We start from the raw sequence: 22,604 nt of genomic DNA, 5'->3' as shown, positions 1-22,604 counted from the left end.
ATTGTCTAGCTCCAGCGCCCTAGCGCCTAGTGTCCTTCGCTCTCCGCCCTACGATAAGTCAAGCACGAATGCGCCTCTGGCTCTTCGTGTTTCCTTTATCTCAGTTGGAGCGCTCCAGGCCTGTCGTGCGCTGACCAGGGCGCTTGCGCTTTTCTTATAGGAGGTATGAGAGTGATAAAAAGAACAATAAAAAAACTAACGGAAATGATGACTATCATAAATGAAGTTGATCAGTTTGAACAGGTAGAGATTTCTGGAGTCTCCATTGATTCTAGGAAGATTGATAAGGGGAATTTATTTGTCCCTTTTAAAGGAGCAAATTCGGATGGGCACCAATTTGTAGAAGCGGCTATTCAAGATGGTGCGGCTGCCGCACTATGGCAAAAGGATGTCCCTAACCCTCCAATTGGACTTCCGATCCTAGTGGTTGAAGATACGTTAGAGGCCTTACAGCAGCTTTCACGTAGTTATCGAAATGAGCTTAAAGTTAAAGTAGTAGGTATAACAGGTAGTAACGGGAAAACGACAACGAAGGATATGACCGCGAACCTCCTTTCTCTTTCGTATAAGGTACAAAAGACGGAAGGGAATTTTAATAATCATATTGGCTTGCCTTTAACGTTGTTAAGATTAGAAGAGAACACGGATATTGCGGTTGTTGAAATGGGAATGAGTGCACTAGGGGAAATTGAGTTTTTATCAAAGCTAGCAAAACCAGATGTTGTTATCGTTACAAATATCGGAGAATCCCATTTACAGGACTTAGGTAGCAGGGAAAATATTGCAAAAGCAAAGCTCGAAATCGTTTCAGGAATCAATGAGAATGGCTTGATTGTATATAACGGAGACGAGCCACTTCTACGTAAGGGGCTATCAAATTATGAGGGAAGTGCTGAACTTCAAACATTTGGTCGTTCTAGTGAAAACACCTTATACCCAGTATCAATAGTCCAAAAGGATGAGGGCAGTACGTTTGCGATGAATAAGGGTGATGGGGAGTTTCATTTACCGGTTCTTGGTACCCATAATATTTTAAATGCTTTAGGGTCCATGCTAATTGCAAACTACTTTGATGTTCCATTTGAAAAGATGAATGAGGGCTTTGCTCACTTGAAACTGACAAGCATGCGAATGGAGCTTGTTCCTGGAGTAAAAGGCGAGAAGATCATCAATGATGCTTATAATGCGAGTCCAACATCCATGAGGGCAGCAATCGATCTTGTTACCACTCTTTCTGGATATGAGAAAAAGATTCTTGTTCTCGGTGATATGCTAGAACTTGGCCCAAATGAGGAGAATTTTCATTATGAAATAGGGTCAGGTGTTAATAAGGAAGCGATCGATTATGTATTTACATATGGGAAGCTCGGTCAATTTATAGCGGAGGGAGCAAAATCTGTACTCCCAGTGGATCGAGTAAAAGCTTTTGATAGTAAACCGGAGTTAATCTCCGAACTAAAGAAATACACGGACGATAAAACTCTTTTGCTAGTGAAAGCATCGAGAGGAATGCGTCTGGAAGAAGTAGTTCATGAGTTACAGAAATAAATGGAACAAACGTCCTGGGAGAAGTTCCGGGACGTTTGTTTTTTCGAAGTGTTTGTTCTGGAGATGTCATGATTTGCATTAGTTCAATACTGTTTAAAATTATAGTTATTTTTGGTTCCTGAGTTCTAATTGGACAAAAAGCCCTTTATAATAAGTTTTCTTTTCCGTTATTGTAAGTCCATTTTCATTTATCATTTGAACTGTATCTCTATTCAAACAGCAACCGTCGCATACTCTTTTCCAGAAAGGCGTTAACCAATCCTGTAATTTGGCTAGGAAGGGATTTCGCATTTTAATATGTTCAAACAGGAGGATTTTTCCTTCCGATTTGCATACTCTTTTCATTTCAGATAAGGCTAGTTCTTGATTCGGGATTGTACATAGTACCAAAGTAGCTACAACAGTATCAAAAGTATTATCAGTAAAGGGTAACCGTTCACCATTTTCTTCAATAATTTTTATAGGTGCTTTTGACATATGCAGTTTCTTACTAGAACGTTTAATCATGTGTTGATTTGGTTCAATGGCAATTACTTCTATACCAGATGGATAATAAGGAAAATTAGCTCCAGTTCCCGACCCTACTTCAAGAACTAACCCATTTGCTTTTTGAAGCAGATCTCGTCTAATCGATTTAAACCTTCCTTTTTCAAAGGGGCTCATAAAAAAATCATACCATTTGGCAAATCTATTACCCATTACTTCAACTCCAATCCACTAAACAAAGGGATATGTAAGAAATCTTGGATATAAGCGAATCTCTCCAGAAGGGATACTTCTGGAGAGATCGGTTATCATGCTTTTGGAGTGACAATGCGCTACCGTATTTTTACTTAGTTGCTACCTTTACCTTCGAAAGGATAAAATCCTCAACAACTTTAGCCACACCATCATTATTATTAGTTTCTGTTACGTGATTAGCTATTTCTTTGATCGCGTCGGGTGCGTTCCCCATTGCGACTCCAAGACCTGCAAATTCAATCATGGTAATATCGTTGTAACTATCACCGATCGCAATCACTTCTTCAGCCTTTATGCCGAGCTTTTGAGTTAATTGATGTAGGCTTGTTCCTTTTGTCACGTTCAGAGCCGTGAATTCTAAGAAGAAAGGCTTCGAACGGAACACACTTACTTCCTCTCCTACTTCTTTAACAAGTGTTTGTTCAACATTTACAAGAACATCTGGATGTGCAAGCATCATTGCTTTTACAACAGGCTCTGTAATTGTTGCCTTAAATTGATCAACGATTTGCATAGGAAGGCCTGTAATCGTTGCTTCAATATCCGCATACTCGTTAGGCTCTTCGATGACAATGGATTCATCTTTATAAGATAAAATAGCCACACCTTCACGTCTGCTCAAGTCGTATAAACGATGAGCCATTTCACTTGAGATCGTAGAATTAAAAATTTCTTCGTTAGTTTTAGCGTTTATAATTTTTGAGCCGTTAAAGGAAAGTATATAGCTTCCGTATTGATCTAGTTGTAAATCCTTCGCAATGGAAACCATTCCGAATGTTGGTCGGCCAGAAGCCAGAACCACTTTCACGCCAAGCTCTTGCGCTGCCATTAAAGCTTCTTTGTTTCTTTTTGAAAGCGTATGTTCGTCATTGAGCAAAGTATCGTCTAAATCTAACACAATCATTTTGTATGGAAGAGTCATAATAACATCCTTTCTTTAAAGCGTTACTCTATCATCCTACTACATTATGACTCTCACGAATAGCAGAAATCATTGGAGAATAAGTTAAAGAAGTGTCTCAATGCCCGTTAATCCTAAGTTCACTCTGAAAAGTGTAAAATTACAATAAATAAACCTTTCATTTACAGAAATAGGGTGTAAAATAGAAATGTAAAGTAATTGGTAAAGGGTGAGAAAAGGTGATTGGTTGTCTATGTATCCATGGTTTTACCGGTGCACCTTTTGAGGTGGAGCCGTTAGTTTTATTTTTACAGAAACATACAGACTGGCGAATGGTTACACCAACTCTTCCTGGACATGGTGAAACACTAAAACTTAAGGGAGTAGCCTACCATGATTGGATTGACCACGCTGAAAGAGAATTAAAGTCTCTTTTAGAAACTTGCGATGAAGTGTATGTGATTGGTTTTTCAATGGGGGGAATGATTGCTAGCTATTTAGCGGTTCATTATCCGGTCGATAAGCTTGTTTTGTTGAGTGCGGCTGCCTATTATATGAATCCAAAGCAGTTGGCATTAGATATAAAAGAAATGGTGAAAGATACGTTTAGAGGCGGGTTATTGGAAAATGAAATGTTCCTCCGGTATAAACGAAAAATAAAAGAAACACCAATAGCAGCGACGATGCAATTTAGACGATTGGTATCTAATGTTCGACCGTTGCTACCTGACATTCACATACCAACCTTTATTGCACAAGGGAATGTGGATGGAATTGTACCACCCAAAAGTGCTCGTTTCCTTTTTGATAGAATCAGTGCGACGGAAAAGAAAATGGTCTTTTATCAGAATGCGAAGCACCTGATTTGCCACTGTCAGGAAAGAAATCAGCTATTTGAAGAAGTGTTATTGTTTCTTAAAGGGGAGGAATAGGAGGAGACCTATTTCATTGCATTCAGTTCCTTAAGATGGTAAGATAACTTCAAAGTGACAACGAGAAGGATAACTTTCGGACATACTCCACTTGGGGAATGTCTTTTTTCACTTTTATATACTTGTTCACTTTATAGTGATTAAGACGGTTGGGGTGTGTTACCCGACTTATAGATGCTAAATTACCTTATACATAGTGAAACTTCTGATTGCTCTTTTTTACCTAAAGAGCACTTTTCATAAGATGCCGTATGCAGAGAAAGTTTCACTTCGTCCCCCTTACGACGGGGAAAGTGGACACGGGATAATATTTTCGTTACAAAAGGAGATTGGTAACATTGATGACAAAGTTTCAAGATTTAGGTATTAGTCCAGCAACGATGAAGTCGTTAAAGAGAATGGGCTTTGAGGAAGCGACTCCTGTACAAGCACAAACCATTCCACTTAGCTTGGAAAACAAAGACTTGATCGGGCAAGCGCAGACTGGAACAGGAAAAACAGCTGCCTTTGGAATTCCTTTAATCGATAAGATTGATGTTAACTCGAATGTGGTTCAAGGAATTGTTATTGCACCAACAAGAGAGCTAGCCATCCAAGTATCTGAAGAGCTATACAAAATTGGCTACGGAAAACGAGCAAGAGTTCTATCCATTTACGGTGGGCAGGATATCAATAGACAAATTCGCGCTCTGAAAAAATTCCCTCAAATCATTGTAGGAACTCCAGGAAGAATTCTTGATCACATTAACAGAAAAACGCTTCGCCTTGAAAATGTACATACAGTGATTTTGGATGAGGCAGACGAGATGTTAAACATGGGCTTTATTGAGGATATTGAGTCTATTCTTGCCCAAACTCCAGAGGAGCGTCAAACTCTGTTATTCTCTGCAACAATGCCAGCACCGATTCAACGTATGGCTGAGAGGTTTATGAAGAACCCTGAGGTTGTTAAAGTAAAAGCAAAGGAAATGACTGTCCCTGCCATTGAGCAATTTTACTTAGAGGTTCAGGAAAAGAGTAAGTTTGATATCTTAACGCGCCTATTGAATATTCAAGCGCCAGAGCTTGCAATTGTATTCGGTCGTACAAAGCGTAGAGTAGATGAGCTTTCAGAAGCCTTAAATTTACGTGGGTATATGGCTGAAGGAATTCATGGTGATTTAAGCCAAGCAAAACGTATGTCTGTTTTGAAAAAGTTTAAAGAAGGGTCAATTGATGTGCTAGTGGCAACAGATGTTGCTGCACGTGGACTAGATATTTCTGGTGTTACTCACGTGTACAATTTCGATATTCCACAAGACCCTGAAAGCTATGTACACCGTATTGGTCGTACAGGTCGCGCTGGTAAAACAGGTATGGCAATGACGTTAATCACACCAAGAGAAAAATCATACCTATCAGTGGTAGAAAAAACGATCAAGAGAAAGATGGAGAAAATGGTGCCTCCAACGTTAGATGAGGCATTAGAAGGACAGCAAAAAGCAGCCATTGAAAAAATTCTTCAATCGATCGAATCTGAGAACTTACAATATTACAAGCAGGCTGCGGATGAGCTTCTTGAGCAACAGGATGCATCCACAATCGTGGCAGCGGTTCTCAAAATGCTAACGAAGGAGCCGGATTCAACACCGGTGACGTTAACGGAAGAGAAACCATTACCATCGAAGAAAGATTTCCGTAGCAATGACCGCCGTGGAAAATACGACTCTAAGAATAGAAGCAAAGGTTCTTACAAGCCAAGACAAGGTCAAAGTCAAGGTAGCCGCCGTCCGAACCACAGTGGCTCTAACAGAACTGATTCAAGATCCAACAGCTATAATCGTTAATACAAAAGCCCTAGCCAACCTGGCTAGGGCTTTTTCGTATATTGCAGAAAGATTGCCACAAACTATTCGAAAACATATGGAACGAAGGTGATCTTAAAATGATTGTTCGACTTGGGTATGTGGCAATGAGCGTAGAGCTTCAAAATGCCTCTCCTTCACAAACAATGACCTTTAAGCAATTTTCACAAATTCCTGACCGGGAAGCCGCGATTCAAAAACTAGAGCGAATAGCGATAAATAATCTAACCAATTGCTTACGACTTCTTAAGCATAATGTAGCAAATGAGATCCATTTCTTTCGCTTTAGTTCCAAACTCATTCCACTTGCTAATCATGAGGAGTTGTCGGACTGGAAGTATATGAGACCATTAAAAGGGATATTGCGAGAAATTGGGCAATATTTACAGGTGCATCCGATCCGTGTTGATTTCCATCCGGATCATTTTGTACTGCTGAACTCGAAAAGCACCGATATATTAAATAATTCGATAAAGACCCTTGCTATGCATGAAGCATTGCTCAAAGGGATGGGAATTGACCCGGAGCACCGTTGTGTCATGCATGTAGGTGGTGCATATGAGGACAAAGAAAAAGCACTTGAGCAGTTTATACATAACTGGGCTTATGTTCCTGCTTCCATCCAGCGTATGATTATGCTAGAAAATGATGATACCTCCTTTCATCTGGAACATACATTGTACTTATGTGAAAAGTTAGGGATTCCTTTAGTGTTTGACTATCATCACCACTTAGCGAATCACGAAAATCCAGAGTGGGAAAAGGAATGGGATCGAGTAGTTTCAACCTGGAGTTTGTCCAAGTTACCAATTAAGATGCATATTTCTAGTCCAAAGTCTGAGAAGGAATACCGTGCCCATGCGGATACGATTGATCGAGACATGTTCTTGCATTTTTTACATACTATCAAAGGTTCTGTTAATGAAATTCATTGTATGATTGAGGCGAAAAAAAAGGATGCTGCACTATTTCAATTAGTGGATGACTTAAAGGAAGAAAAAAGCATAAGCTGGCTTGATCAATCAAGTTTTGAAATTTAATAATGAAACTTATTTCCTGCTCAAACCGTATGACAATGAGAAGAGTTTATATGGAGTAGGGGGAACTTGCAAATATGAATGAACCACAGAAACGAATTTCAGACAAGGCCCTTTCAGTGTGGCGAATAACAGGAGCCATTACTTCTGTCATCATTGTGATTGTGGCAGGGGGAGTGATTTGGCTGTCCAATGTATTTTCATGGCCCATTTGGGTTGTAATAGCTGCAGTTGCAGTAAGCATTCTGCATGTTTATTTATATGTGTACCTATTTCCTTTATTGCGTTGGAAGAGGTGGCGCTATGAGGTAAGAGAGCAGGAAATTGAACTCCAGCAAGGTGTGTTTGTCGTAAAGAGAACGCTTGTCCCGATGATAAGGGTACAACATGTTGATACGAGACAAGGACCTCTTTTAAAAAAATACGGACTTGCTACTGTTGATGTATCTACAGCGGCAACCGTACACGAAATCCCTGCTCTTCCGGTGGAGGAGGCAGAGGAGCTGCGTCAATTTATTTCAAGATTAGCAAGGGTGGCGGATGAAGATGTCTAATTCGAAGCGACTTCATCCCATAGCAGCAGTCACGAATTTTTTCAAGCAGCTTAAAGAACTTATCGTTCCCTTTATAGCCTTCTTTGTGTTTGGAACAAAGGCCTCGGAAGGCGATCTTTGGTTTTTTATGGGGTCTATTTCCATCGTCATTGTGGTACTCGGAATTGGAGTGTTAAATTGGCTCCGCTTTTCCTATCGATTGGAAGAGGGGGAGTTGCGAATGGAGTATGGCCTACTCGTAAGGAAGAAGAGATATATTCCATTTGATCGTATTCAAAGCCTTGATTTCTCTGAAGGAATCCTTCACCGGCCATTTGGTCTTGTAAAAGTGAAGGTAGAAACAGCTGGATCAAGTGGTGCAGCGGATGCGGAGGCGGTATTAACCGCTATAACAAAGGAAGAAGCGAATCGGATTCAAGAAATTATTGCTCAAGCGAAGGGTAAGCTTGTTGAAGAGTCTTTGGATACGGAAGTTGAGAGCATAGCAGAACGTGTGGAAGAAAACGTTATATATAAAATTACCTCGAAAGAACTTCTTTTGTTAGCTTCTACCTCCGGTGGGGTGGGGGTGGTTCTTTCAGCCATGGTGGCCTTTTTGTCTCAGTTAGATGATCTGATTCCTTATGAGAGTGCCTATCGTGAAGTAGAGAGGATGATATCAAATGGTATCGTCATCGTTGCTGTACTCGTCTTTCTAGGGTTCTTGCTCGCTTGGGTGGTAGCTTTAATTGGAACGATGGTGAAATTCGCTCAATTTACGGTTAAGAAAACAGAAAGAGAGATCATTATATCAAGAGGCTTGTTAGAAAAGAGACAAATCACTATTCCATTGAATCGAATCCAAGCAGTACGAATTTCAGAAAATATTCTGAGGCAGCCCTTTGGATTATGTTCGGTTTATATGATTAGTGCAGGTGGTTCTGTAAGGAATACAGAGGGGTCGAAGGTGCTATTATTGCCGGCTGTGAAAAAAGTGCAGGTTGCTCATATCCTACAGGAGCATCTTCCGATTTCAATGACTACACAGCCATTTAATAAGCCGCCGAAACGATCCCTTCCAAGGTATTTGTTTCGTGGATCATTGATGGTTGTTCCATTGGTGATAATTGCTATAACCATTTTTAAACTATGGGGCTTACTGTCCATTATGCTTTTTGTGTTCTCTAGTGCCTGGTCGTATTTAATATACAAAGATGCTGGATGGAGTATCGAGGGTCAGCAGCTGAACATCCAATATAGAGGGCTTATTAAGCATACGCTATTTATGAAAAAGCATAATGTTCAATCACTGGATTACAAAGAAAGTATCTTTCAAAGAAGAAAGAATCTAGCGTCTATGACAAGCCTCATTAAATCGGGGATGGGAGCAATCGGAGGGACGATTGTTGATATTGAAAAGGAGGACGCCAGGGAGATTTATCACTGGTATTCTCATAGCCAAAAAGCGCCTTTTTAAGGCGCTTTTTATCTGCTTAGTAATCCAATTAATGCTAAGAAAATGAGCACTGCAAGCATAATGGACGTGGGGCTCCATTTTTTGGGACCGCCCGAGGAAGTGAGTGTTCTTTTGGTGATTCTCTGAAAGGAGGAGGTAAGCTCTCTTCCGCGATCAATGGCAAAGGAGCCAAGAATAAGACCTGCAAGAAGACCGAAAATATGAGCCGTCACATTTACATTTGCGTTAACAAATGTCATGATCACACCTATTACGACAATGGCTAACACCACCTGTGTGTTTTCTCGAGAAAGCATTTCCTTCCGAAAAAAGATCATGGCTAAATAAATCCCAAACAATCCAAAAATGGCTCCACTTGACCCGACATGCGTGTAAGTTAATGGTTTTAAAAATAAGGTAGCAAGGTTTGCAAGAATTCCTGTTGATAAATAAAGGGTGATAAAGCTTTTTCTTCCGAGGATATGCTCGAGACCCGGACCAAACAACACAAGGGAAAAGCTATTAAATAAAAGATGTGGAAACCCGCTATGAAGGAACATAGGAGTCACTAACCTCCAAAGTTCACCTTCCATAATATAAAGATTCACACCAGCTAACCTTTCAAAAATCAGACCACCTGGAAAGAAGGGGAGAACCATAAGCAGGTACAAAACAATATGAATAAAGACAATACCGGTTATAATGGGGTAATAACGGGTAAAATCTTTGAAGCTCTCCGTTCGGATAAACATAAGAACCCTCCAATGTATTCATTTTTACTATCATAACTGTTTAGTATCTATAATACACGTGATTACACTACAGTTTGTACACAATATGCATCGTAATAAATTTTTAGAAGGAGTTGCTACGTTTGATCTCGGGAATAGGTATTGATATCGTCGAGCTTTCTCGAATTGAGGAGCTAAGTAAAAGACAAAGTAAGTTCGTCGATCGAATTTTAACAAATATAGAAAAAGATAAATATCATACATATAACGGCAAAAGGAAAACGGAATACTTAGCAGGGCGATTTGCTGCAAAGGAGGCTTTCTCTAAGGCAGTTGGAACGGGTATTGGTGAATCTTTATCATTTTTAGATATAGAAATTCAGTCGGATGAAAAAGGGCAGCCAATGATTATAAAACCCTTTAGTGAGGGCGTATACCTCTCCATTTCACATAGTAAAGAGTATGCGGTTGCGCAGGTGGTAATCGAAAAAAATAAATAGCCTGTTCTAATCGTTGGACATATTCCCCAAGGTTGTCTCATATATTCATAGTGCAACAGAAGAGCGAGGGATGGCGGCGAGTTTCTTTAGCGGTTACTAAACAACCGTAAGAGTTCATATCCTTCCCTCACCCTTCTTACTACGAAGAAATGAAACTAAAGGGGTTGAAGGAATGAGGAAGAAATTATTATTGCTATTCGCCGGGCTAATGGCAGTACTTATGTTAGCCGCCTGTGGATCTAAATCACAAGAGGATGTGGTGAAGGATTTAAGCGGAAAGGTTGAAGGTTTGAAAGGTTATAAGGCGGATGCCACAATGACTTTGCAAATGGGAACTGAGCCTCAAACGTATGATGTGCAAATTTGGCACAAAGCTCCTACTTACTATCGAGTAAATTTAAAGAATGCTCAAAAAGACCAAAGTCAAATGATTTTACGTAATGATGACGGAGTGTTTGTGTTAACACCAGCACTTAACAAGAGCTTCCGCTTCCAAAGCGATTGGCCGGAAAATAGCAGCCAGGCGTATTTATATGAATCACTCATTGAAGACATTATTGCTGATAAGGAAGCAAAATTTAGTTCGACTAAGGAGCATTATGTATTTGAAACAAAGACTAGATATCAAAACAACAAGATGCTGCCTTACCAAGAGATTACTTTTAAAAAGGATTTAACACCTGTAAGCGTAAAAGTAATGGATCCTGACCGAAAGGCATTAGTAACCGTCGAATTTACAAATGTAAAATTTGATGCAAGCTTTGATGCGAAGGATTTTGATATGGCTAAAAATATGACAGGTGCTCAGCTAGAAGTTCCTGTTATGTCAAATGTAAAAGATGAAGAGTTCACGGTTATGTACCCATCAGAAGAGATTGCTGGTGTGGACTTAATCGAAGAAAAAGAAGTGAAAACAGAGAATGGAAAACGTGTTATTTTAACTTATGATGGTGAAAAGAGCTTTACGCTTGTACAGGAAAAAGCAATTGTCGCTGAAGCATCGGTTGCATCAACGACAGTTTCTGGGGAACCGATTGACCTTGGTTTCACGATTGGCGCCTTGTCAGGAAATACAATTTCATGGACGTATCAAGGTGTAGATTACATGCTTGCCTCTAATGACTTATCCGAAGAAGAAATGGCTATGTTAGCTAGATCGGTTGAAGTACAAGGGGATGTAAGTAAATAATGAATCAACAGGCTTCCCATTGTGAAGCCTGTTCTTTTGTATGGATAAGAAAGTTGACAATCAACGTTGAGGATTCGATAATCGTATGTATATGTAAGACCGGACGTAGAAGGAAGTGTAGAAATGAGTCACAATAGTATGTTTTATCGAGATACATGGGCAGAAGTTAATTTAGATAAAATCATGTATAATATTTCACAGTTAAAAAAACATTTGCCCAATCACGTACAAATGATCGCGGTTGTTAAAGCCAATGCATATGGTCATGGTGATGTACAAGTAGCAAGGGCGGCTTTAGAAGCAGGGGCCACCTATTTAGCAGTTGCGTTTTTAGATGAGGCGATTGCCCTAAGGCAAAAAGGAATAACAGTTCCAATCCTTGTATTAGGAGCCAGTCGTCCGGAGGATACACCAGTCGCTGTTAAAAATAATATTACATTAACTGTATTTCGATACGAATGGTTACAGCAAGCAAAGGGAATGTTAGGTGAGGGAGAAAAATTATCTATTCATATAAAACTTGATACAGGTATGGGAAGAATTGGTGTTCGTTCAAGGGAAGAATTAACATCCATTGAGGAGCTGCTAGAATCATGTGGATGTTTTCTTTTTGAGGGAATCTATACTCACTTTGCTACAGCGGATGAGCTAGAAGAGGGCTATTTCCGAAAGCAGATCTCGCGTTTTCACGAGCTTTTATCCTATTTAAGGGTAAAACCGGACATTGTCCATGCGAGCAACAGTGCAGCATCCTTTCGTTTTGGTGAAGCTTCATTTAATGCTATTCGGTTTGGCATTGGGATGTATGGGCTCACTCCGTCATTAGAAATGGAGTCAGTATTACCGTTTCCGTTACAACAGGCATTTTCTCTTCACACAAGGCTTATTCATGTGAAAAAGTTAGAAAAAGGGGAATCGGTTAGCTATGGTGCCACGTATACGGCTAAGGAGCCTGAGTGGATAGGCACGTTGCCAGTTGGTTATGCGGATGGTTGGATTCGAAAGCTACACGGACAAGAGGTACTGATTGAAGGAGATAGAGTACCGATTGTCGGTCGGATTTGCATGGATCAATGCATGGTTAGATTACCTAAAAAACTTCCCGTTGGAACACTCGTTACGCTTATTGGAGAACAAGAAGCGGATTACATTTCTATGAATGAAATTGCAACAAAACTAGAAACAATCAATTATGAAGTTCCTTGTATTATTTCAAGTCGTGTACCTAGAATTTATAAAAAATATGGAAAAATGATTGAGCAAAGAAACGATATTTTACAATCTTATGTATAGTTGAAACCCTTCTAGAATAAGGATTTATAGAAAAAGCACCATATTTATGAATCTTTGGAGACTTCATGAATAAAAGGGTAATTTTTTGGTGGATAATACTGAAGTATGACTTATTCCCCTTTGCATTGTTGTGGATTGGTGTTATTATAAAATATGGTAGAGATAAAATGGTGTGTAGTGATGGTGGAGGTGTATGTTTGTGTCTGAGTCCAGCGCAACAACAGAAATTATGGTGAAATTACCGCAACATCTTTTAACCGAATTGGATGGTTTTGTGAAACAGGAGAATGTGAACAGAAGCGAATTCATTTATCAAGCTACTAAAATGTACTTGCGTGAGCGGAAAAAGAGACAAATTCGTGAATCCATGCGAAGAGGCTACATGGAGATGGCGAAGATCAACTTAACAATTGCTTCAGAAGCGTTTCAAGCAGAGTATGAGGCAGAACATACAGTTGAACGTCTAGTAAGTGGGGGATAATCCTTTGATTGTCAAACGTGGTGACGTTTATTTTGCAGACCTATCCCCAGTTGTTGGTTCCGAGCAAGGTGGCGTTCGTCCAGTTCTTGTGATCCAAAACGACATCGGGAATCGGTTCAGTCCCACAGTGATTATTGCAGCCATTACAGCTCAAATTCAGAAAGCGAAACTGCCTACTCACGTTGAAATTGATGCGAAACGCTATGGTTTCGAACGAGATTCAGTTATCCTGTTGGAACAAATTCGTACAATTGATAAACAACGTCTGACCGATAAGATCACTCATCTCGATGATGAAATGATGGAGAAAGTGGACGAAGCTTTACAAATTAGCCTAGGTCTAATTGAATTCTAAAAAATACGCTCTACTTAAGGGCGTTTTTTTATTGTATGAAAAAGAAATCATAGTGTGCAAAAGAAGGATGGCCTAGTGCTATCCTTTTTTTTGATTCCAGTCCATACGTTGCTAAACGGGCACTTCCGCTTTTATGTTTTAGACCTCGAAAAAAAGGGTATGTAACAAAGTCGTAATATTGTCATAATTAGTTTAAGCTGTCGCATAAAATTGATATCATTATTGATAGGTTTAAAATTGGTTTTAAGCTTACGTTACAGTTTAAAGACAATCCGTACTGAAATAACTTATCATGTTAAAATTGGGAGGATATAATGAACAAAGCTATTGAACAGTATATTCAAACGAATCGGGAAGAGATACTAACAAACTGGATCGAGAGCATGAAAGAAAAATCAGATGAACGGGTTCTAAAGGTAGTTTCTGACCAAGTATTCGTAGGGACAAGCCGAGAGTTCATTGATCTAATTGTTTCTAATCTACAGGATTCTGATGAAAAGTATAGTGAAAAGCTTGTAGAGTTTGCTGAAAAAGTAGTTAGGCTTGCGTGGCCTTTAAGTTTTGTTACGGACGGATTACGAGAATTTGCAAGGATTGCTTTTGAAAGAATGAGTGCAACAGGCAATGTAAATGAAGAGAACCGAATGGAAATCATTTATGACTTTGATAACTGGATAAGTCCGATGACAAATGAAATTGTTAATGTATATTCTTCGACTTGGGAGCGAACGGTATCACTCCAAAAAATCGCTCTTCAAGAATTGTCCGCTCCTTTAATTCCAGTGTTTGATGGCATTTCAGTTATGCCTCTTGTTGGAACAATAGACACAGAGAGGGCAAAACAGATCATGGAAAGCTTGTTAAATGGAGTGGTAAAAAATCGCTCAGAAGTTGTTCTTATAGATATTACTGGTGTTCCAGTTGTTGATACAATGGTAGCCCATCATATCATTCAAGCTGCCGATGCAGTTAGGCTAGTTGGGGCTAAATGTATGCTAGTAGGGATTCGTCCGGAGATAGCACAGACAATCGTCAATCTTGGGATTAATTTAAATCAAATTACAACAAAAAATACACTAAAAAAGGGAATTGAGTCAGCCCTTGAAATAATGAACAAGAAGATTATCAGCACGGGGGGAGAAAATTGAGGATACCAATTCTAAAATTACACAATTGTTTACTAGTATCCATTCAATGGGAATTGGACGATCAAACAGCCCTTCAATTTCAGGAAGATTTGCTACATAAAATACACGAAACAAGCGCTAATGGTGTTGTAATTGATATAACTTCCATTGATTTTATTGATTCATTCATCGCAAAGGTGCTTGGTGATGTAATTAACATGTCTAAACTTATGGGTGCTAAAGTTGTCATTACAGGTATTCAGCCAGCGGTGGCGATTACTCTTATAGAGTTAGGAATTGGTTTAGATGACGTCCTAACAGCTTTGGATCTAGAAAAAGGTTTGGAGAAATTACATCAGGAATTGGGGGAATAACCGAATGGGAATCCAATCCTGCGTAAAAATCATTAATGAATGGGACATCGTTGCAGCTAGGCAGCTAGGCCGAAATGTGGCAAAAGACCTTGGATTTGGAACTGTAGATCAGGCCAGAATCACAACTGCTATTAGTGAATTAGCGAGAAATATTTATTTATACGCTGGTCAGGGCCAAATCTGCATTGAAAAACTATATGAAAGCGGTAAAGCGGGATTGAAGGTAGTAGCGATTGACAATGGACCTGGTATAAAGGATATAAGGCAAGTAATGGAGGATGGATATTCTACCTCAGGTGGTTTAGGAGCTGGATTGCCAGGGGTTAAACGCCTGATGGATGAGTTTGGGATTAACTCAAGCCCAGGTAATGGAACAGAGATAACGGCAACTAAGTGGGTGCGTTAGGGGGAGCATTTTATGGATTTCCGAGAATTGATGGAGGCAAAATATCAGCACATACTTGAAAAATACATAAACGACCCTTCTGAACAAGTGCTATATCAGGGCCAAAAGTTTAGTAGAAAGTCTATCGAGCATCGAATCTCTCCTGAGGAAATCATCAGTTTACATAAAACTCTTATGAATGAAATGTATCCAGATCTACCAGAAGAAGTATCGCTTTCCTTCGATATGTTACTAGAAGTCATGTTAGGATACGGTCTTGCTTATAGAGAGCATCAAAGTTTGCGCCATAAGCAGCAGGAACTAAGAACGGAAATGGAGATTGCTGCTAATGTACAACAAACATTATTAGGAACCAATGTCCCTTCTGTTCCTTGGCTTGATATAGGTGCTATTAGTGTTCCCGCAAAGCACATGAATGGAGATTATTATCATTTTGTTCAAGATGAAATGAATAATATAAGTATAGCTATTGCAGATGTGATTGGGAAAGGAATCCCAGCAGCATTGTGTATGTCCATGATCAAATATGCGATGGATAGCCAACCGGATAATCAACAAGAACCGAGTAAGGTGTTAGAAAATCTTAATCGGGTCGTTGAACAAAATGTGGATCCTAGCATGTTTATTACCATGTTCTATGGTGTGTATCATCCTGTAAATCATACGTTTGCTTATTCTTCTGCTGGTCATGAGCCGGGGTTTCTATACCGTGCGCAATCGGGAGAATTTACTGAAATTGAGGCAAAGGGTTTGCTATTAGGAGTAGAGAAACGGACGAAATATAAGCAGTATGAGCAAGAAATAACTGTTGGGGACATGATTATCTTGATGTCAGATGGTGTTACAGAATGTCGCTCAGAAGAAGGATTTATAGAAAAAGAAACATTAATCTCTTATATAAAAAAATATATCCATTTGCCTTCACAGGAGATTGTAACCAACATATATAAAGAATTAGAGAAGCTCCAAGACTTTCAATTGCGTGATGATTTTACTTTAATAATCTTGAAAAGAAATGTTTAAGTACTAATTTTTCAGGGTATCGAATAAGAGCAATTGACTTGTAAAGAGGTGGGTAATATGAACATAAAGTTAGATATCACGGAAAGTGATGGTCGTGTTGCTGTCGATGTAACAGGTGAAATTGATGTTTATACGGCACCGAAGCTAAGAGAAACACTGTTTCCTCTGTCCGAGAGAAACGGAGTGAACATGATTATTAATCTTTCTGGAGTAGAATATATGGATAGCACAGGCTTAGGTGTGTTTGTTGGGACGTTTAAAAATGTGCGCTCAAGTAATGGGGAATTTCAGTTAGTTGGACTTTCTGATCGGTTAAAGAGACTTTTTGAGATCACCGGGCTAGCAGATATTATGAATATTAGCCAGATTGAAGGTGAACCAAAATGACGGAAGTTTGTGACTACATTGAAATGAAAATTCCTGCTAAGCCGGAATACGTAGGTGTGATTCGGTTAACATTATCTGCTATTGCAAGTCGGATGGGCTTTTCGTTTGATGAAATTGAAGATTTGAAGATTGCTACAAGTGAAGCGATAACAAATGCTGTTCAGCACGCCTATAAAACAGGGAAGCTTGGAGAGGTTGCAGTAGGTTTTGGGTCATATGTTGATCGACTGGAAGTCATCGTGGCTGATAGCGGAAAGAGTTTCGATTTTCAATCGGCTCGAGAAAAGGTAGGTCCTTATCGCGGGAATGAACCAGTTGAGTTTATGCGTGAAGGAGGCCTAGGGCTTTACTTGATAGAGACACTGATGGATGAAGTTGTTATTCATCAGAATGAAGGTGTGACGGTTTTTATGACCAAATACCTAGAAGGGGAGCAGGTGGAGAGGAATGCAGAACAAATCTCAACCTAATTCGCTATCAAAAGAAGAAATTCATCGCTATATAAAATCTTATCAGCAAAACCAGGATGATGAAGCCCAAAACCAGTTGGTTCTACATTATAAAAGCTTAGTTGAAACAATTGCCCGAAAGTACTCAAAAGGAAAATCCTATCATGAGGACATTGTCCAAGTGGGGAATATTGGTCTTTTAGGTGCTATTCGAAGGTACAATGAGGACTTTGGGAGAAGCTTTGAAGCTTTTGCTGTACCTACAATTGTTGGAGAAATCAAGCGGTTTTTAAGAGATAAAACTTGGAGTATCCATGTTCCCAGAAGAATAAAAGAACTAGGACCAAGAATTAAAGCAACTGTTGAGGAATTAACAACTACTCTCCAGCGTTCGCCAAAAGTATGGGAAATTGCTGAAGCCTTGCAAGAAACCGAAGAGGATGTACTAGAAGCGATGGAGATGGGAAGAAGTTATCAGGCGTTGTCTGTTGACCATTCCATTGAGGCTGATTCTGATGGAGGAACTGTCACGTTATTGGACGTGGTAGGGAACATTGATGAGGGTTATGAAAAAGTGAACCAAAAGCTCGTACTAGACAAGGTTCTGCATGTTCTAACAGACAGAGAAAGGGAGATTATCCAATATACGTATTTGGACAATCTAAGTCAAAAAGACACTGGGGAAAAATTAGGTATTTCACAGATGCATGTTTCAAGATTGCAGAGAAAAGCGATCAAAAAGCTTCAAGATGCCATACGGTCAGACCATAACAGCTCGGGCTCGGAGTGCTTATCGTGACGCAGCCAGTAGAAGTGATTGTTCAACAAACAACTAAGGAAGGTAAGTATGAATGCGGAGATAGCTATTACTACGTTCTCCAGGATGATTATTTTACCTGTGTCGTCGCGGATGGTCTGGGTAGTGGGAAACTTGCAAATGAGGCATCTTCAGCAGTGGTTGATGTTGTCCAACAATATCATGATGAAGATGTTGAAGAGTTAATGAAAAAATGCAATCAGGCTCTTTTTCAGAAAAGAGGAGCCGCGGTAGCTGTACTAAAGGTTTTTTTTCAAACAAAGGAATTTCACTATAGTTGTGTAGGGAATATCCGTTTCTTTTTATACTCAGAAAAAGGCGAACTAACCTACCCACTACCAGTCTCAGGATATTTATCTGGAAAACCAGTAAGATTTAATACGAAGAGATACTCTTATCAAGCAAACTCAAAATTTCTTATACATTCGGATGGCATCACGCCAAACGGAGTAAAATCACTATTAAGTTCCGGGTTATCGAATGAATGTATTGCGAATCAACTAAGGGAGAAGTTCACTTCGAAAATGGATGATTCAACATTTATTATAGGGACATTACATTAGAGTTACCTGTGCATATTGGGGTAGCTCTTTTTTATGAGTACCAATTCATTTTGTTGCACTTGAAATCTTTGATAAAATAAGGAAAAAGACATTCGTGTTGGAGGACAAGTACATTGGATCAAACAATAGATAAGCGTAAGGAACTCTTACAAACGATAGCAAAAGAGCAGAATTTAAATTTCAAACAAGTGAACAATGTCATTTCATTACTTGAAGAAGGAAACACTCTACCGTTCATTGCGAGATACCGTAAAGAACAAACGGGTGCATTGGATGAAGTGCAAATTCGTGACATTATGGAACGTTGGCAATACATACAAAACCTCGAGCAAAGAAAAGAAGAGGTTATTCGGATTATTGAAGAACAAGGGAAGCTGACGGTGGAGTTAAAAAGCCAGATAGAAAAGTCCATTAAGCTTCAAGAGGTTGAAGATCTGTATCGTCCGTATAAACAAAAACGACGGACAAAGGCAACTGTAGCGAAAGAAAAAGGATTAGAGCCTTTTGCGGAATGGTTAGTAACTTTTCCTGTAAATGGTTCGATAGAGGAGAAGGCGAGTGAATTTTTGTCGGACGAACTTGAGGTTCACTCCATTGAAGAAGTGATAAACGGGGCGAAGGATATTATCGCTGAATGGGTTTCAGACGACGCGGATTCACGAAAATGGATAAGAAGTGAGACAGCTAAGTCTGGATTGGTTGAAGCTACCGTTAAGGATATGGAAAAAGACGAGAAAAAAGTTTATGAAATGTATTATGATTATTCGGAGCCTATTAGCAAAGTTGTTCCCCATCGTACGCTTGCTCTCAATCGGGGGGAGAAAGAAGATGTTTTACGGGTAGCGATTAAGCCGAATGTTGAACGTAACATGGAATATTTAACGAAAAAATGGATTAAGAATTCTAATTCCTTTGTTGTTGGGACGGTTGTCGAGGCGGTTGAGGATGGCTATAAGAGATTAATTCAACCTTCAATAGAAAGAGAAATTCGTAATGAGCTAACTGAAAAAGCAGAAGAAAGAGCGATCCATATATTCTCTGAGAATTTAAGAAATCTTCTGCTCCAACCACCTTTAAAAGGAAAGGTAGTTCTTGGTGTGGACCCAGCGTATCGAACAGGATGTAAGTTAGCTGTAGTGGATGAAACAGGGAAGGTCCTTCGAATAGATGTGATTTATCCTCATCCACCTGTATCGAAGAAACAAGAAGCTGAGAAAAAGTTTAAAGAAATCATTGAAACATATGAAGTTGAGATGGTAGCAGTGGGAAATGGGACTGCCTCTCGGGAAACGGAGCAGTTTGTAGTAGATATGCTCAAAGATCAAAAAAGAGAGATCTATTATTTAATTGTGAACGAAGCGGGTGCTAGTGTTTACTCTGCTTCTGATCTAGCTCGAGAAGAATTTCCTGATTTTCAGGTTGAGGAGAGAAGTGCAGTTTCCATTGCCCGACGCTTGCAAGATCCATTAGCAGAATTAGTTAAAATTGATCCAAAATCAGTTGGTGTGGGTCAGTATCAACATGACGTGTCTCAAAAGAGGTTATCTGAGTCATTAACTTTTGTCGTGGAAACAGCTGTTAACCAAGTAGGTGTGAATGTTAATACAGCTTCTGCTTCATTGCTTCAATATGTTGCTGGTCTTTCAAAAACAGTAGCAACCAATATCGTCAAGAAACGTGAAGAAGAAGGGAAGTTTGTCAATCGAACACAGTTAAAGAAAATTCCGAGGTTAGGTGCAAAAACATATGAGCAAGCCATTGGGTTTCTACGTGTTATCGATGGAAAAGAACCACTCGACCGCACAGGTATCCATCCGGAAAATTATCAAGCAGTTAAAAATCTCCTAAGTAAATTAGGCTTTACCTCAGCTGACTTAGGTTCTGAAGCACTAAAAACAACATTAGCAGCTGTTGACATAAAAGCTATTGCGGCAGAGCTTGAGATCGGAGAATTAACACTAAAGGATATTCTCGATGCGTTAGTTAGACCGGAAAGAGATCCGCGTGACGAACTTCCTGCGCCATTATTAAAGAAAGATGTATTAAAGCTTGAAGATTTAAAAGCGGGAATGGAGCTTCAAGGAACCGTTCGAAACGTAGTGGACTTCGGAGCATTTGTTGATATTGGAGTAAAGCAAGACGGGCTTGTTCATATTTCCAAACTAAGCAACCGCTTTGTGAAGCATCCGTTAGATATTGTTTCTGTTGGAGATGTAGTAACCGTGTGGGTGGATAGTGTTGACCAACAAAAAGGCAGAGTCGCTTTAACGATGCTACAATCGTAAAGACAAAGAAAAGTTGAAGCGGCTTGGTAAGACCCGACAGGCATAAGTCAGATCCCGGAGGAAAGGCCTGCCTTCTGTAGGGAGGTGGCTTATGACCCCGAGGGTCTAGTCGCTGGAGCTAGACAAAGGAAACACCGTTCACGATGAACGGTGTTTTTTTCTGTAAAAAAACCAACATTGGTTAAGAAGTTTTATTTGATAGGCATTTTTCTCTAAAAATGCTTTCTGCATCTGATTTTGAAACCAAGTAGGCATAGACATACCTCCTAGCACAAATTTCAAGGGGTATATTCAATGTATGCTATAATGGGTTGTCATGTTCACAGAATTTTTATTTTGTTAGGAACGGTGGTGGGAGTATGGAGGATAAAGAGTTACAAAAATTAGTTGAGGAAATTTCCTTACAGTTCTTTAACAAGCCTTTTCGACATACTGCTTTTTTTAATTCCCGTCTTCGAACAACAGGTGGACGTTATATGTTAAGCTCTCATAATATTGAGATTAATCGAAGTTATCTAGAACAGCTTGGAGAGCAAGAATTAATCGGCATCATTAAGCATGAATTATGTCATTATCATTTGCATTTAGAGGGAAAAGGCTATCAGCACAGAGATCATGACTTTAAAACACTTCTTAAAAAAGTGAATGCACCACGATTTTGTTCTACTCTCCCAAACCGCCCTGAAGTTAAATCAGCAAAGACCGTTCGTATATATCAGTGCTCTGGATGCGCTCAGCAATATAGAAGAAAAAGAAGGATCGATATATCAAAGTATGTTTGTGGAAAGTGCCGGGGAAAGTTAATTGAAATTCATGTTTGACAGTTGGAGAAAAAGATGTTAAATTATTATTCCGTGACTGACTTGAGCGGAAAAAAGTAATTAAAATTTCCCCTTGACTTTCACAGCTTGGCTCAATATAATATAAAGAGTCGAGATTACGACATAAACACTTTTCTTATTCCACAGTAGCTCAGTTGGTAGAGCATTCGGCTGTTAACCGAACGGTCGCAGGTTCGAGTCCTGCCTGTGGAGCCATTTTGGGGAAGTACTCAAGAGGCTGAAGAGGCGCCCCTGCTAAGGGTGTAGGTCGGGTAACCGGCGCGAGGGTTCAAATCCCTCCTTCTCCGCCAGTAACTTTCATCATCTTTTAAAAAATATGGCCCCTTGGTCAAGCGGTTAAGACACCGCCCTTTCACGGCGGTAACACGGGTTCGAATCCCGTAGGGGTCACTTATAAATTATTATACTACCAAAAATGGTCCCGTGGTGTAGCGGTTAACATGCCTGCCTGTCACGCAGGAGATCGCCGGTTCGATCCCGGTCGGGACCGCCATAATGTTGGGCTATAGCCAAGCGGTAAGGCAACGGACTTTGACTCCGTCATGCGTTGGTTCGAATCCAGCTAGCCCAGCCATTTTTTATTTTAAGGCAGTTTTTATTTGTACGAGCCATTAGCTCAGTCGGTAGAGCATCTGACTTTTAATCAGAGGGTCGAAGGTTCGAGTCCTTCATGGCTCACCAAAGTTTTTTGCTTCAGCAAAATAACTTTCCATTATGCGGGTGTGGCGGAATTGGCAGACGCACTAGACTTAGGATCTAGCGCCGCAAGGCGTGGGGGTTCGACTCCCTT

The 22,604-nt window shown here is 39.8% G+C and carries 25 protein-coding genes and 6 tRNA genes; 27 read left to right on the top strand and 4 right to left on the bottom strand.

Annotated features, from left to right (window positions below):
- Window positions 1-171: 171 nt before the first annotated feature.
- Window positions 172-1,548, top strand: a complete 1,377-nt coding sequence (locus ACRX5O_RS24630; protein ID WP_433908357.1) for a UDP-N-acetylmuramoyl-tripeptide--D-alanyl-D-alanine ligase — start codon at window positions 172-174, stop codon at window positions 1,546-1,548.
- 105 nt (window positions 1,549-1,653) lie between these two features.
- Here the strand turns inward: ACRX5O_RS24630 and ACRX5O_RS24625 are convergent, their stop codons facing one another.
- Together ACRX5O_RS24625 and ACRX5O_RS24620 are read right to left on the bottom strand one after the other, a co-directional pair.
- Window positions 1,654-2,247, bottom strand: a complete 594-nt coding sequence (locus tag ACRX5O_RS24625; protein ID WP_433908356.1) for a class I SAM-dependent methyltransferase — start codon at window positions 2,245-2,247, stop codon at window positions 1,654-1,656.
- A 130-nt stretch (window positions 2,248-2,377) separates the two neighbouring features.
- The gene (locus ACRX5O_RS24620) at window positions 2,378-3,211 is read right to left on the bottom strand and encodes a Cof-type HAD-IIB family hydrolase (protein ID WP_433908355.1); all 834 of its coding nucleotides are present in this window, start codon (window positions 3,209-3,211) and stop codon (window positions 2,378-2,380) included.
- A gap of 218 nt (window positions 3,212-3,429) precedes the next feature.
- Here ACRX5O_RS24620 and ACRX5O_RS24615 point away from each other — a divergent pair, with 218 nt between their 5' ends.
- The 5 genes from ACRX5O_RS24615 to ACRX5O_RS24595 all read left to right on the top strand — a co-directional run bounded on the left by ACRX5O_RS24615 (window position 3,430) and on the right by ACRX5O_RS24595 (window position 9,013).
- The gene (locus ACRX5O_RS24615; protein ID WP_433908354.1) at window positions 3,430-4,122 is read left to right on the top strand and encodes an alpha/beta hydrolase; all 693 of its coding nucleotides are present in this window, start codon (window positions 3,430-3,432) and stop codon (window positions 4,120-4,122) included.
- 341 nt (window positions 4,123-4,463) lie between these two features.
- Window positions 4,464-5,948 carry a degradosome RNA helicase CshA gene (cshA, locus tag ACRX5O_RS24610; RefSeq protein WP_433908353.1) on the top strand — a complete coding sequence of 495 codons (1,485 nt, stop codon included), beginning with the start codon at window positions 4,464-4,466 and terminating at the stop codon, window positions 5,946-5,948.
- 98 nt (window positions 5,949-6,046) lie between these two features.
- Window positions 6,047-7,006, top strand: coding sequence for a UV DNA damage repair endonuclease UvsE (uvsE, locus tag ACRX5O_RS24605; protein WP_433908352.1), 960 nt, complete (start codon window positions 6,047-6,049; stop codon window positions 7,004-7,006).
- Between the two features lie 74 nt (window positions 7,007-7,080).
- Window positions 7,081-7,557 carry a PH domain-containing protein gene (locus ACRX5O_RS24600; RefSeq protein WP_433908351.1) on the top strand — a complete coding sequence of 159 codons (477 nt, stop codon included), beginning with the start codon at window positions 7,081-7,083 and terminating at the stop codon, window positions 7,555-7,557.
- Window positions 7,550-9,013, top strand: coding sequence for a PH domain-containing protein (locus tag ACRX5O_RS24595; protein ID WP_433908350.1), 1,464 nt, complete (start codon window positions 7,550-7,552; stop codon window positions 9,011-9,013). Before ACRX5O_RS24600 ends, ACRX5O_RS24595 begins: the two co-directional genes overlap by 8 nt.
- 8 nt (window positions 9,014-9,021) lie before the next feature.
- On the opposite strand, the gene ACRX5O_RS24590 is transcribed toward ACRX5O_RS24595, so the two are convergent.
- Entirely contained in the window at window positions 9,022-9,744 is a 723-nt protein-coding gene (locus ACRX5O_RS24590) for a rhomboid family intramembrane serine protease (protein WP_433908349.1), read from the bottom strand.
- 122 nt (window positions 9,745-9,866) lie between these two features.
- On the opposite strand from ACRX5O_RS24590, the gene acpS reads away from it, so the two are divergent.
- From acpS to ACRX5O_RS24520, 14 genes are all read left to right on the top strand, one after another.
- Window positions 9,867-10,223, top strand: a complete 357-nt coding sequence (gene acpS, locus ACRX5O_RS24585; RefSeq protein WP_433908348.1) for a holo-ACP synthase — start codon at window positions 9,867-9,869, stop codon at window positions 10,221-10,223.
- Window positions 10,224-10,395: 172 nt separating this feature from the next.
- Entirely contained in the window at window positions 10,396-11,412 is a 1,017-nt protein-coding gene (locus ACRX5O_RS24580) for a LolA family protein (RefSeq protein WP_433908347.1), read from the top strand.
- Between the two features lie 123 nt (window positions 11,413-11,535).
- Window positions 11,536-12,705: an alanine racemase gene (gene alr / locus ACRX5O_RS24575; RefSeq protein WP_433908346.1), complete on the top strand. Its 1,170-nt coding sequence runs from the start codon at window positions 11,536-11,538 to the stop codon at window positions 12,703-12,705.
- 199 nt (window positions 12,706-12,904) lie between these two features.
- Window positions 12,905-13,186, top strand: coding sequence for a CopG family ribbon-helix-helix protein (locus tag ACRX5O_RS24570; RefSeq protein ID WP_066060032.1), 282 nt, complete (start codon window positions 12,905-12,907; stop codon window positions 13,184-13,186).
- A 4-nt stretch (window positions 13,187-13,190) separates the two neighbouring features.
- Complete coding sequence (ndoA, locus tag ACRX5O_RS24565; RefSeq protein ID WP_019156408.1) at window positions 13,191-13,541, top strand: type II toxin-antitoxin system endoribonuclease NdoA; 351 nt, start codon at window positions 13,191-13,193, stop codon at window positions 13,539-13,541.
- Window positions 13,542-13,855: 314 nt separating this feature from the next.
- Entirely contained in the window at window positions 13,856-14,689 is an 834-nt protein-coding gene (locus ACRX5O_RS24560) for an RsbT co-antagonist protein RsbRA (RefSeq protein WP_433908345.1), read from the top strand.
- Window positions 14,686-15,042, top strand: coding sequence for an STAS domain-containing protein (locus ACRX5O_RS24555; RefSeq protein WP_066060023.1), 357 nt, complete (start codon window positions 14,686-14,688; stop codon window positions 15,040-15,042). Before ACRX5O_RS24560 ends, ACRX5O_RS24555 begins: the two co-directional genes overlap by 4 nt.
- A gap of 4 nt (window positions 15,043-15,046) precedes the next feature.
- Window positions 15,047-15,448 (top strand): anti-sigma regulatory factor, encoded by a 402-nt coding sequence (locus tag ACRX5O_RS24550; RefSeq protein ID WP_433908344.1) that lies wholly within the window; start codon window positions 15,047-15,049, stop codon window positions 15,446-15,448.
- A gap of 12 nt (window positions 15,449-15,460) precedes the next feature.
- Entirely contained in the window at window positions 15,461-16,471 is a 1,011-nt protein-coding gene (locus ACRX5O_RS24545; protein WP_433908343.1) for a PP2C family protein-serine/threonine phosphatase, read from the top strand.
- Window positions 16,472-16,528: 57 nt separating this feature from the next.
- Complete coding sequence (locus ACRX5O_RS24540; RefSeq protein ID WP_391558195.1) at window positions 16,529-16,858, top strand: anti-sigma factor antagonist; 330 nt, start codon at window positions 16,529-16,531, stop codon at window positions 16,856-16,858.
- Window positions 16,855-17,328, top strand: a complete 474-nt coding sequence (gene rsbW, locus ACRX5O_RS24535; RefSeq protein ID WP_433908342.1) for an anti-sigma B factor RsbW — start codon at window positions 16,855-16,857, stop codon at window positions 17,326-17,328. The genes ACRX5O_RS24540 and rsbW overlap by 4 nt, the downstream gene beginning before the upstream one ends.
- Entirely contained in the window at window positions 17,306-18,106 is an 801-nt protein-coding gene (gene sigB / locus ACRX5O_RS24530) for an RNA polymerase sigma factor SigB (protein WP_433908341.1), read from the top strand. Before rsbW ends, sigB begins: the two co-directional genes overlap by 23 nt.
- Entirely contained in the window at window positions 18,100-18,687 is a 588-nt protein-coding gene (locus ACRX5O_RS24525; protein ID WP_433908358.1) for a PP2C family serine/threonine-protein phosphatase, read from the top strand. Before sigB ends, ACRX5O_RS24525 begins: the two co-directional genes overlap by 7 nt.
- Before the next feature lie 113 nt (window positions 18,688-18,800).
- Window positions 18,801-20,972, top strand: a complete 2,172-nt coding sequence (locus ACRX5O_RS24520) for a Tex family protein (RefSeq protein WP_433908340.1) — start codon at window positions 18,801-18,803, stop codon at window positions 20,970-20,972.
- 138 nt (window positions 20,973-21,110) lie between these two features.
- On the opposite strand, the gene cmpA is transcribed toward ACRX5O_RS24520, so the two are convergent.
- Window positions 21,111-21,227: a cortex morphogenetic protein CmpA gene (gene cmpA, locus ACRX5O_RS24515; RefSeq protein WP_119706371.1), complete on the bottom strand. Its 117-nt coding sequence runs from the start codon at window positions 21,225-21,227 to the stop codon at window positions 21,111-21,113.
- Window positions 21,228-21,331: 104 nt separating this feature from the next.
- On the opposite strand from cmpA, the gene ACRX5O_RS24510 reads away from it, so the two are divergent.
- From ACRX5O_RS24510 to ACRX5O_RS24480, 7 genes are all read left to right on the top strand, one after another.
- Entirely contained in the window at window positions 21,332-21,793 is a 462-nt protein-coding gene (locus tag ACRX5O_RS24510) for a SprT family protein (protein ID WP_433908339.1), read from the top strand.
- 140 nt (window positions 21,794-21,933) lie between these two features.
- Window positions 21,934-22,009: transfer RNA gene (locus ACRX5O_RS24505), tRNA-Asn, on the top strand.
- A gap of 4 nt (window positions 22,010-22,013) precedes the next feature.
- Window positions 22,014-22,104, top strand: a tRNA-Ser gene (locus tag ACRX5O_RS24500).
- Between the two features lie 28 nt (window positions 22,105-22,132).
- A tRNA-Glu gene (locus ACRX5O_RS24495) sits at window positions 22,133-22,204 on the top strand.
- Between the two features lie 27 nt (window positions 22,205-22,231).
- Window positions 22,232-22,307 (top strand) — tRNA-Asp (locus ACRX5O_RS24490).
- Window positions 22,308-22,313: 6 nt separating this feature from the next.
- Window positions 22,314-22,388: transfer RNA gene (locus tag ACRX5O_RS24485), tRNA-Gln, on the top strand.
- A 31-nt stretch (window positions 22,389-22,419) separates the two neighbouring features.
- Window positions 22,420-22,495, top strand: a tRNA-Lys gene (locus ACRX5O_RS24480).
- Window positions 22,496-22,604: the final 109 nt, after the last annotated feature.

It is taken from the genome of Robertmurraya mesotrionivorans (assembly GCF_050971805.1).
Lineage (GTDB): Bacteria > Bacillota > Bacilli > Bacillales > Cytobacillaceae > Robertmurraya_A.
Note: the sequence above shows the minus strand (reverse complement) of the source record. Positions and strands in the feature narration are given on the sequence as shown.

What these genes read in the sequence shown, in the direction of transcription:
- ACRX5O_RS24620 (WP_433908355.1), bottom strand. Translation starts at nt 3,211, where the DNA reads ATGACTCTTCCATACAAAATGATTGTGTTAGATTTAGACGATACTTTG.
- ACRX5O_RS24550 (WP_433908344.1), top strand. Translation starts at nt 15,047, where the DNA reads ATGGGAATCCAATCCTGCGTAAAAATCATTAATGAATGGGACATCGTT.
- ACRX5O_RS24595 (WP_433908350.1), top strand. Translation starts at nt 7,550, where the DNA reads ATGTCTAATTCGAAGCGACTTCATCCCATAGCAGCAGTCACGAATTTT.
- ACRX5O_RS24510 (WP_433908339.1), top strand. Translation starts at nt 21,332, where the DNA reads ATGGAGGATAAAGAGTTACAAAAATTAGTTGAGGAAATTTCCTTACAG.
- ACRX5O_RS24590 (WP_433908349.1), bottom strand. Translation starts at nt 9,744, where the DNA reads ATGTTTATCCGAACGGAGAGCTTCAAAGATTTTACCCGTTATTACCCC.
- cmpA (WP_119706371.1), bottom strand. Translation starts at nt 21,227, where the DNA reads ATGCCTACTTGGTTTCAAAATCAGATGCAGAAAGCATTTTTAGAGAAA.
- ACRX5O_RS24600 (WP_433908351.1), top strand. Translation starts at nt 7,081, where the DNA reads ATGAATGAACCACAGAAACGAATTTCAGACAAGGCCCTTTCAGTGTGG.
- ACRX5O_RS24540 (WP_391558195.1), top strand. Translation starts at nt 16,529, where the DNA reads ATGAACATAAAGTTAGATATCACGGAAAGTGATGGTCGTGTTGCTGTC.
- cshA (WP_433908353.1), top strand. Translation starts at nt 4,464, where the DNA reads ATGACAAAGTTTCAAGATTTAGGTATTAGTCCAGCAACGATGAAGTCG.
- alr (WP_433908346.1), top strand. Translation starts at nt 11,536, where the DNA reads ATGAGTCACAATAGTATGTTTTATCGAGATACATGGGCAGAAGTTAAT.
- sigB (WP_433908341.1), top strand. Translation starts at nt 17,306, where the DNA reads ATGCAGAACAAATCTCAACCTAATTCGCTATCAAAAGAAGAAATTCAT.
- ACRX5O_RS24580 (WP_433908347.1), top strand. Translation starts at nt 10,396, where the DNA reads ATGAGGAAGAAATTATTATTGCTATTCGCCGGGCTAATGGCAGTACTT.
- uvsE (WP_433908352.1), top strand. Translation starts at nt 6,047, where the DNA reads ATGATTGTTCGACTTGGGTATGTGGCAATGAGCGTAGAGCTTCAAAAT.
- ACRX5O_RS24545 (WP_433908343.1), top strand. Translation starts at nt 15,461, where the DNA reads ATGGATTTCCGAGAATTGATGGAGGCAAAATATCAGCACATACTTGAA.
- rsbW (WP_433908342.1), top strand. Translation starts at nt 16,855, where the DNA reads ATGACGGAAGTTTGTGACTACATTGAAATGAAAATTCCTGCTAAGCCG.
- ACRX5O_RS24560 (WP_433908345.1), top strand. Translation starts at nt 13,856, where the DNA reads ATGAACAAAGCTATTGAACAGTATATTCAAACGAATCGGGAAGAGATA.
- ACRX5O_RS24625 (WP_433908356.1), bottom strand. Translation starts at nt 2,247, where the DNA reads ATGGGTAATAGATTTGCCAAATGGTATGATTTTTTTATGAGCCCCTTT.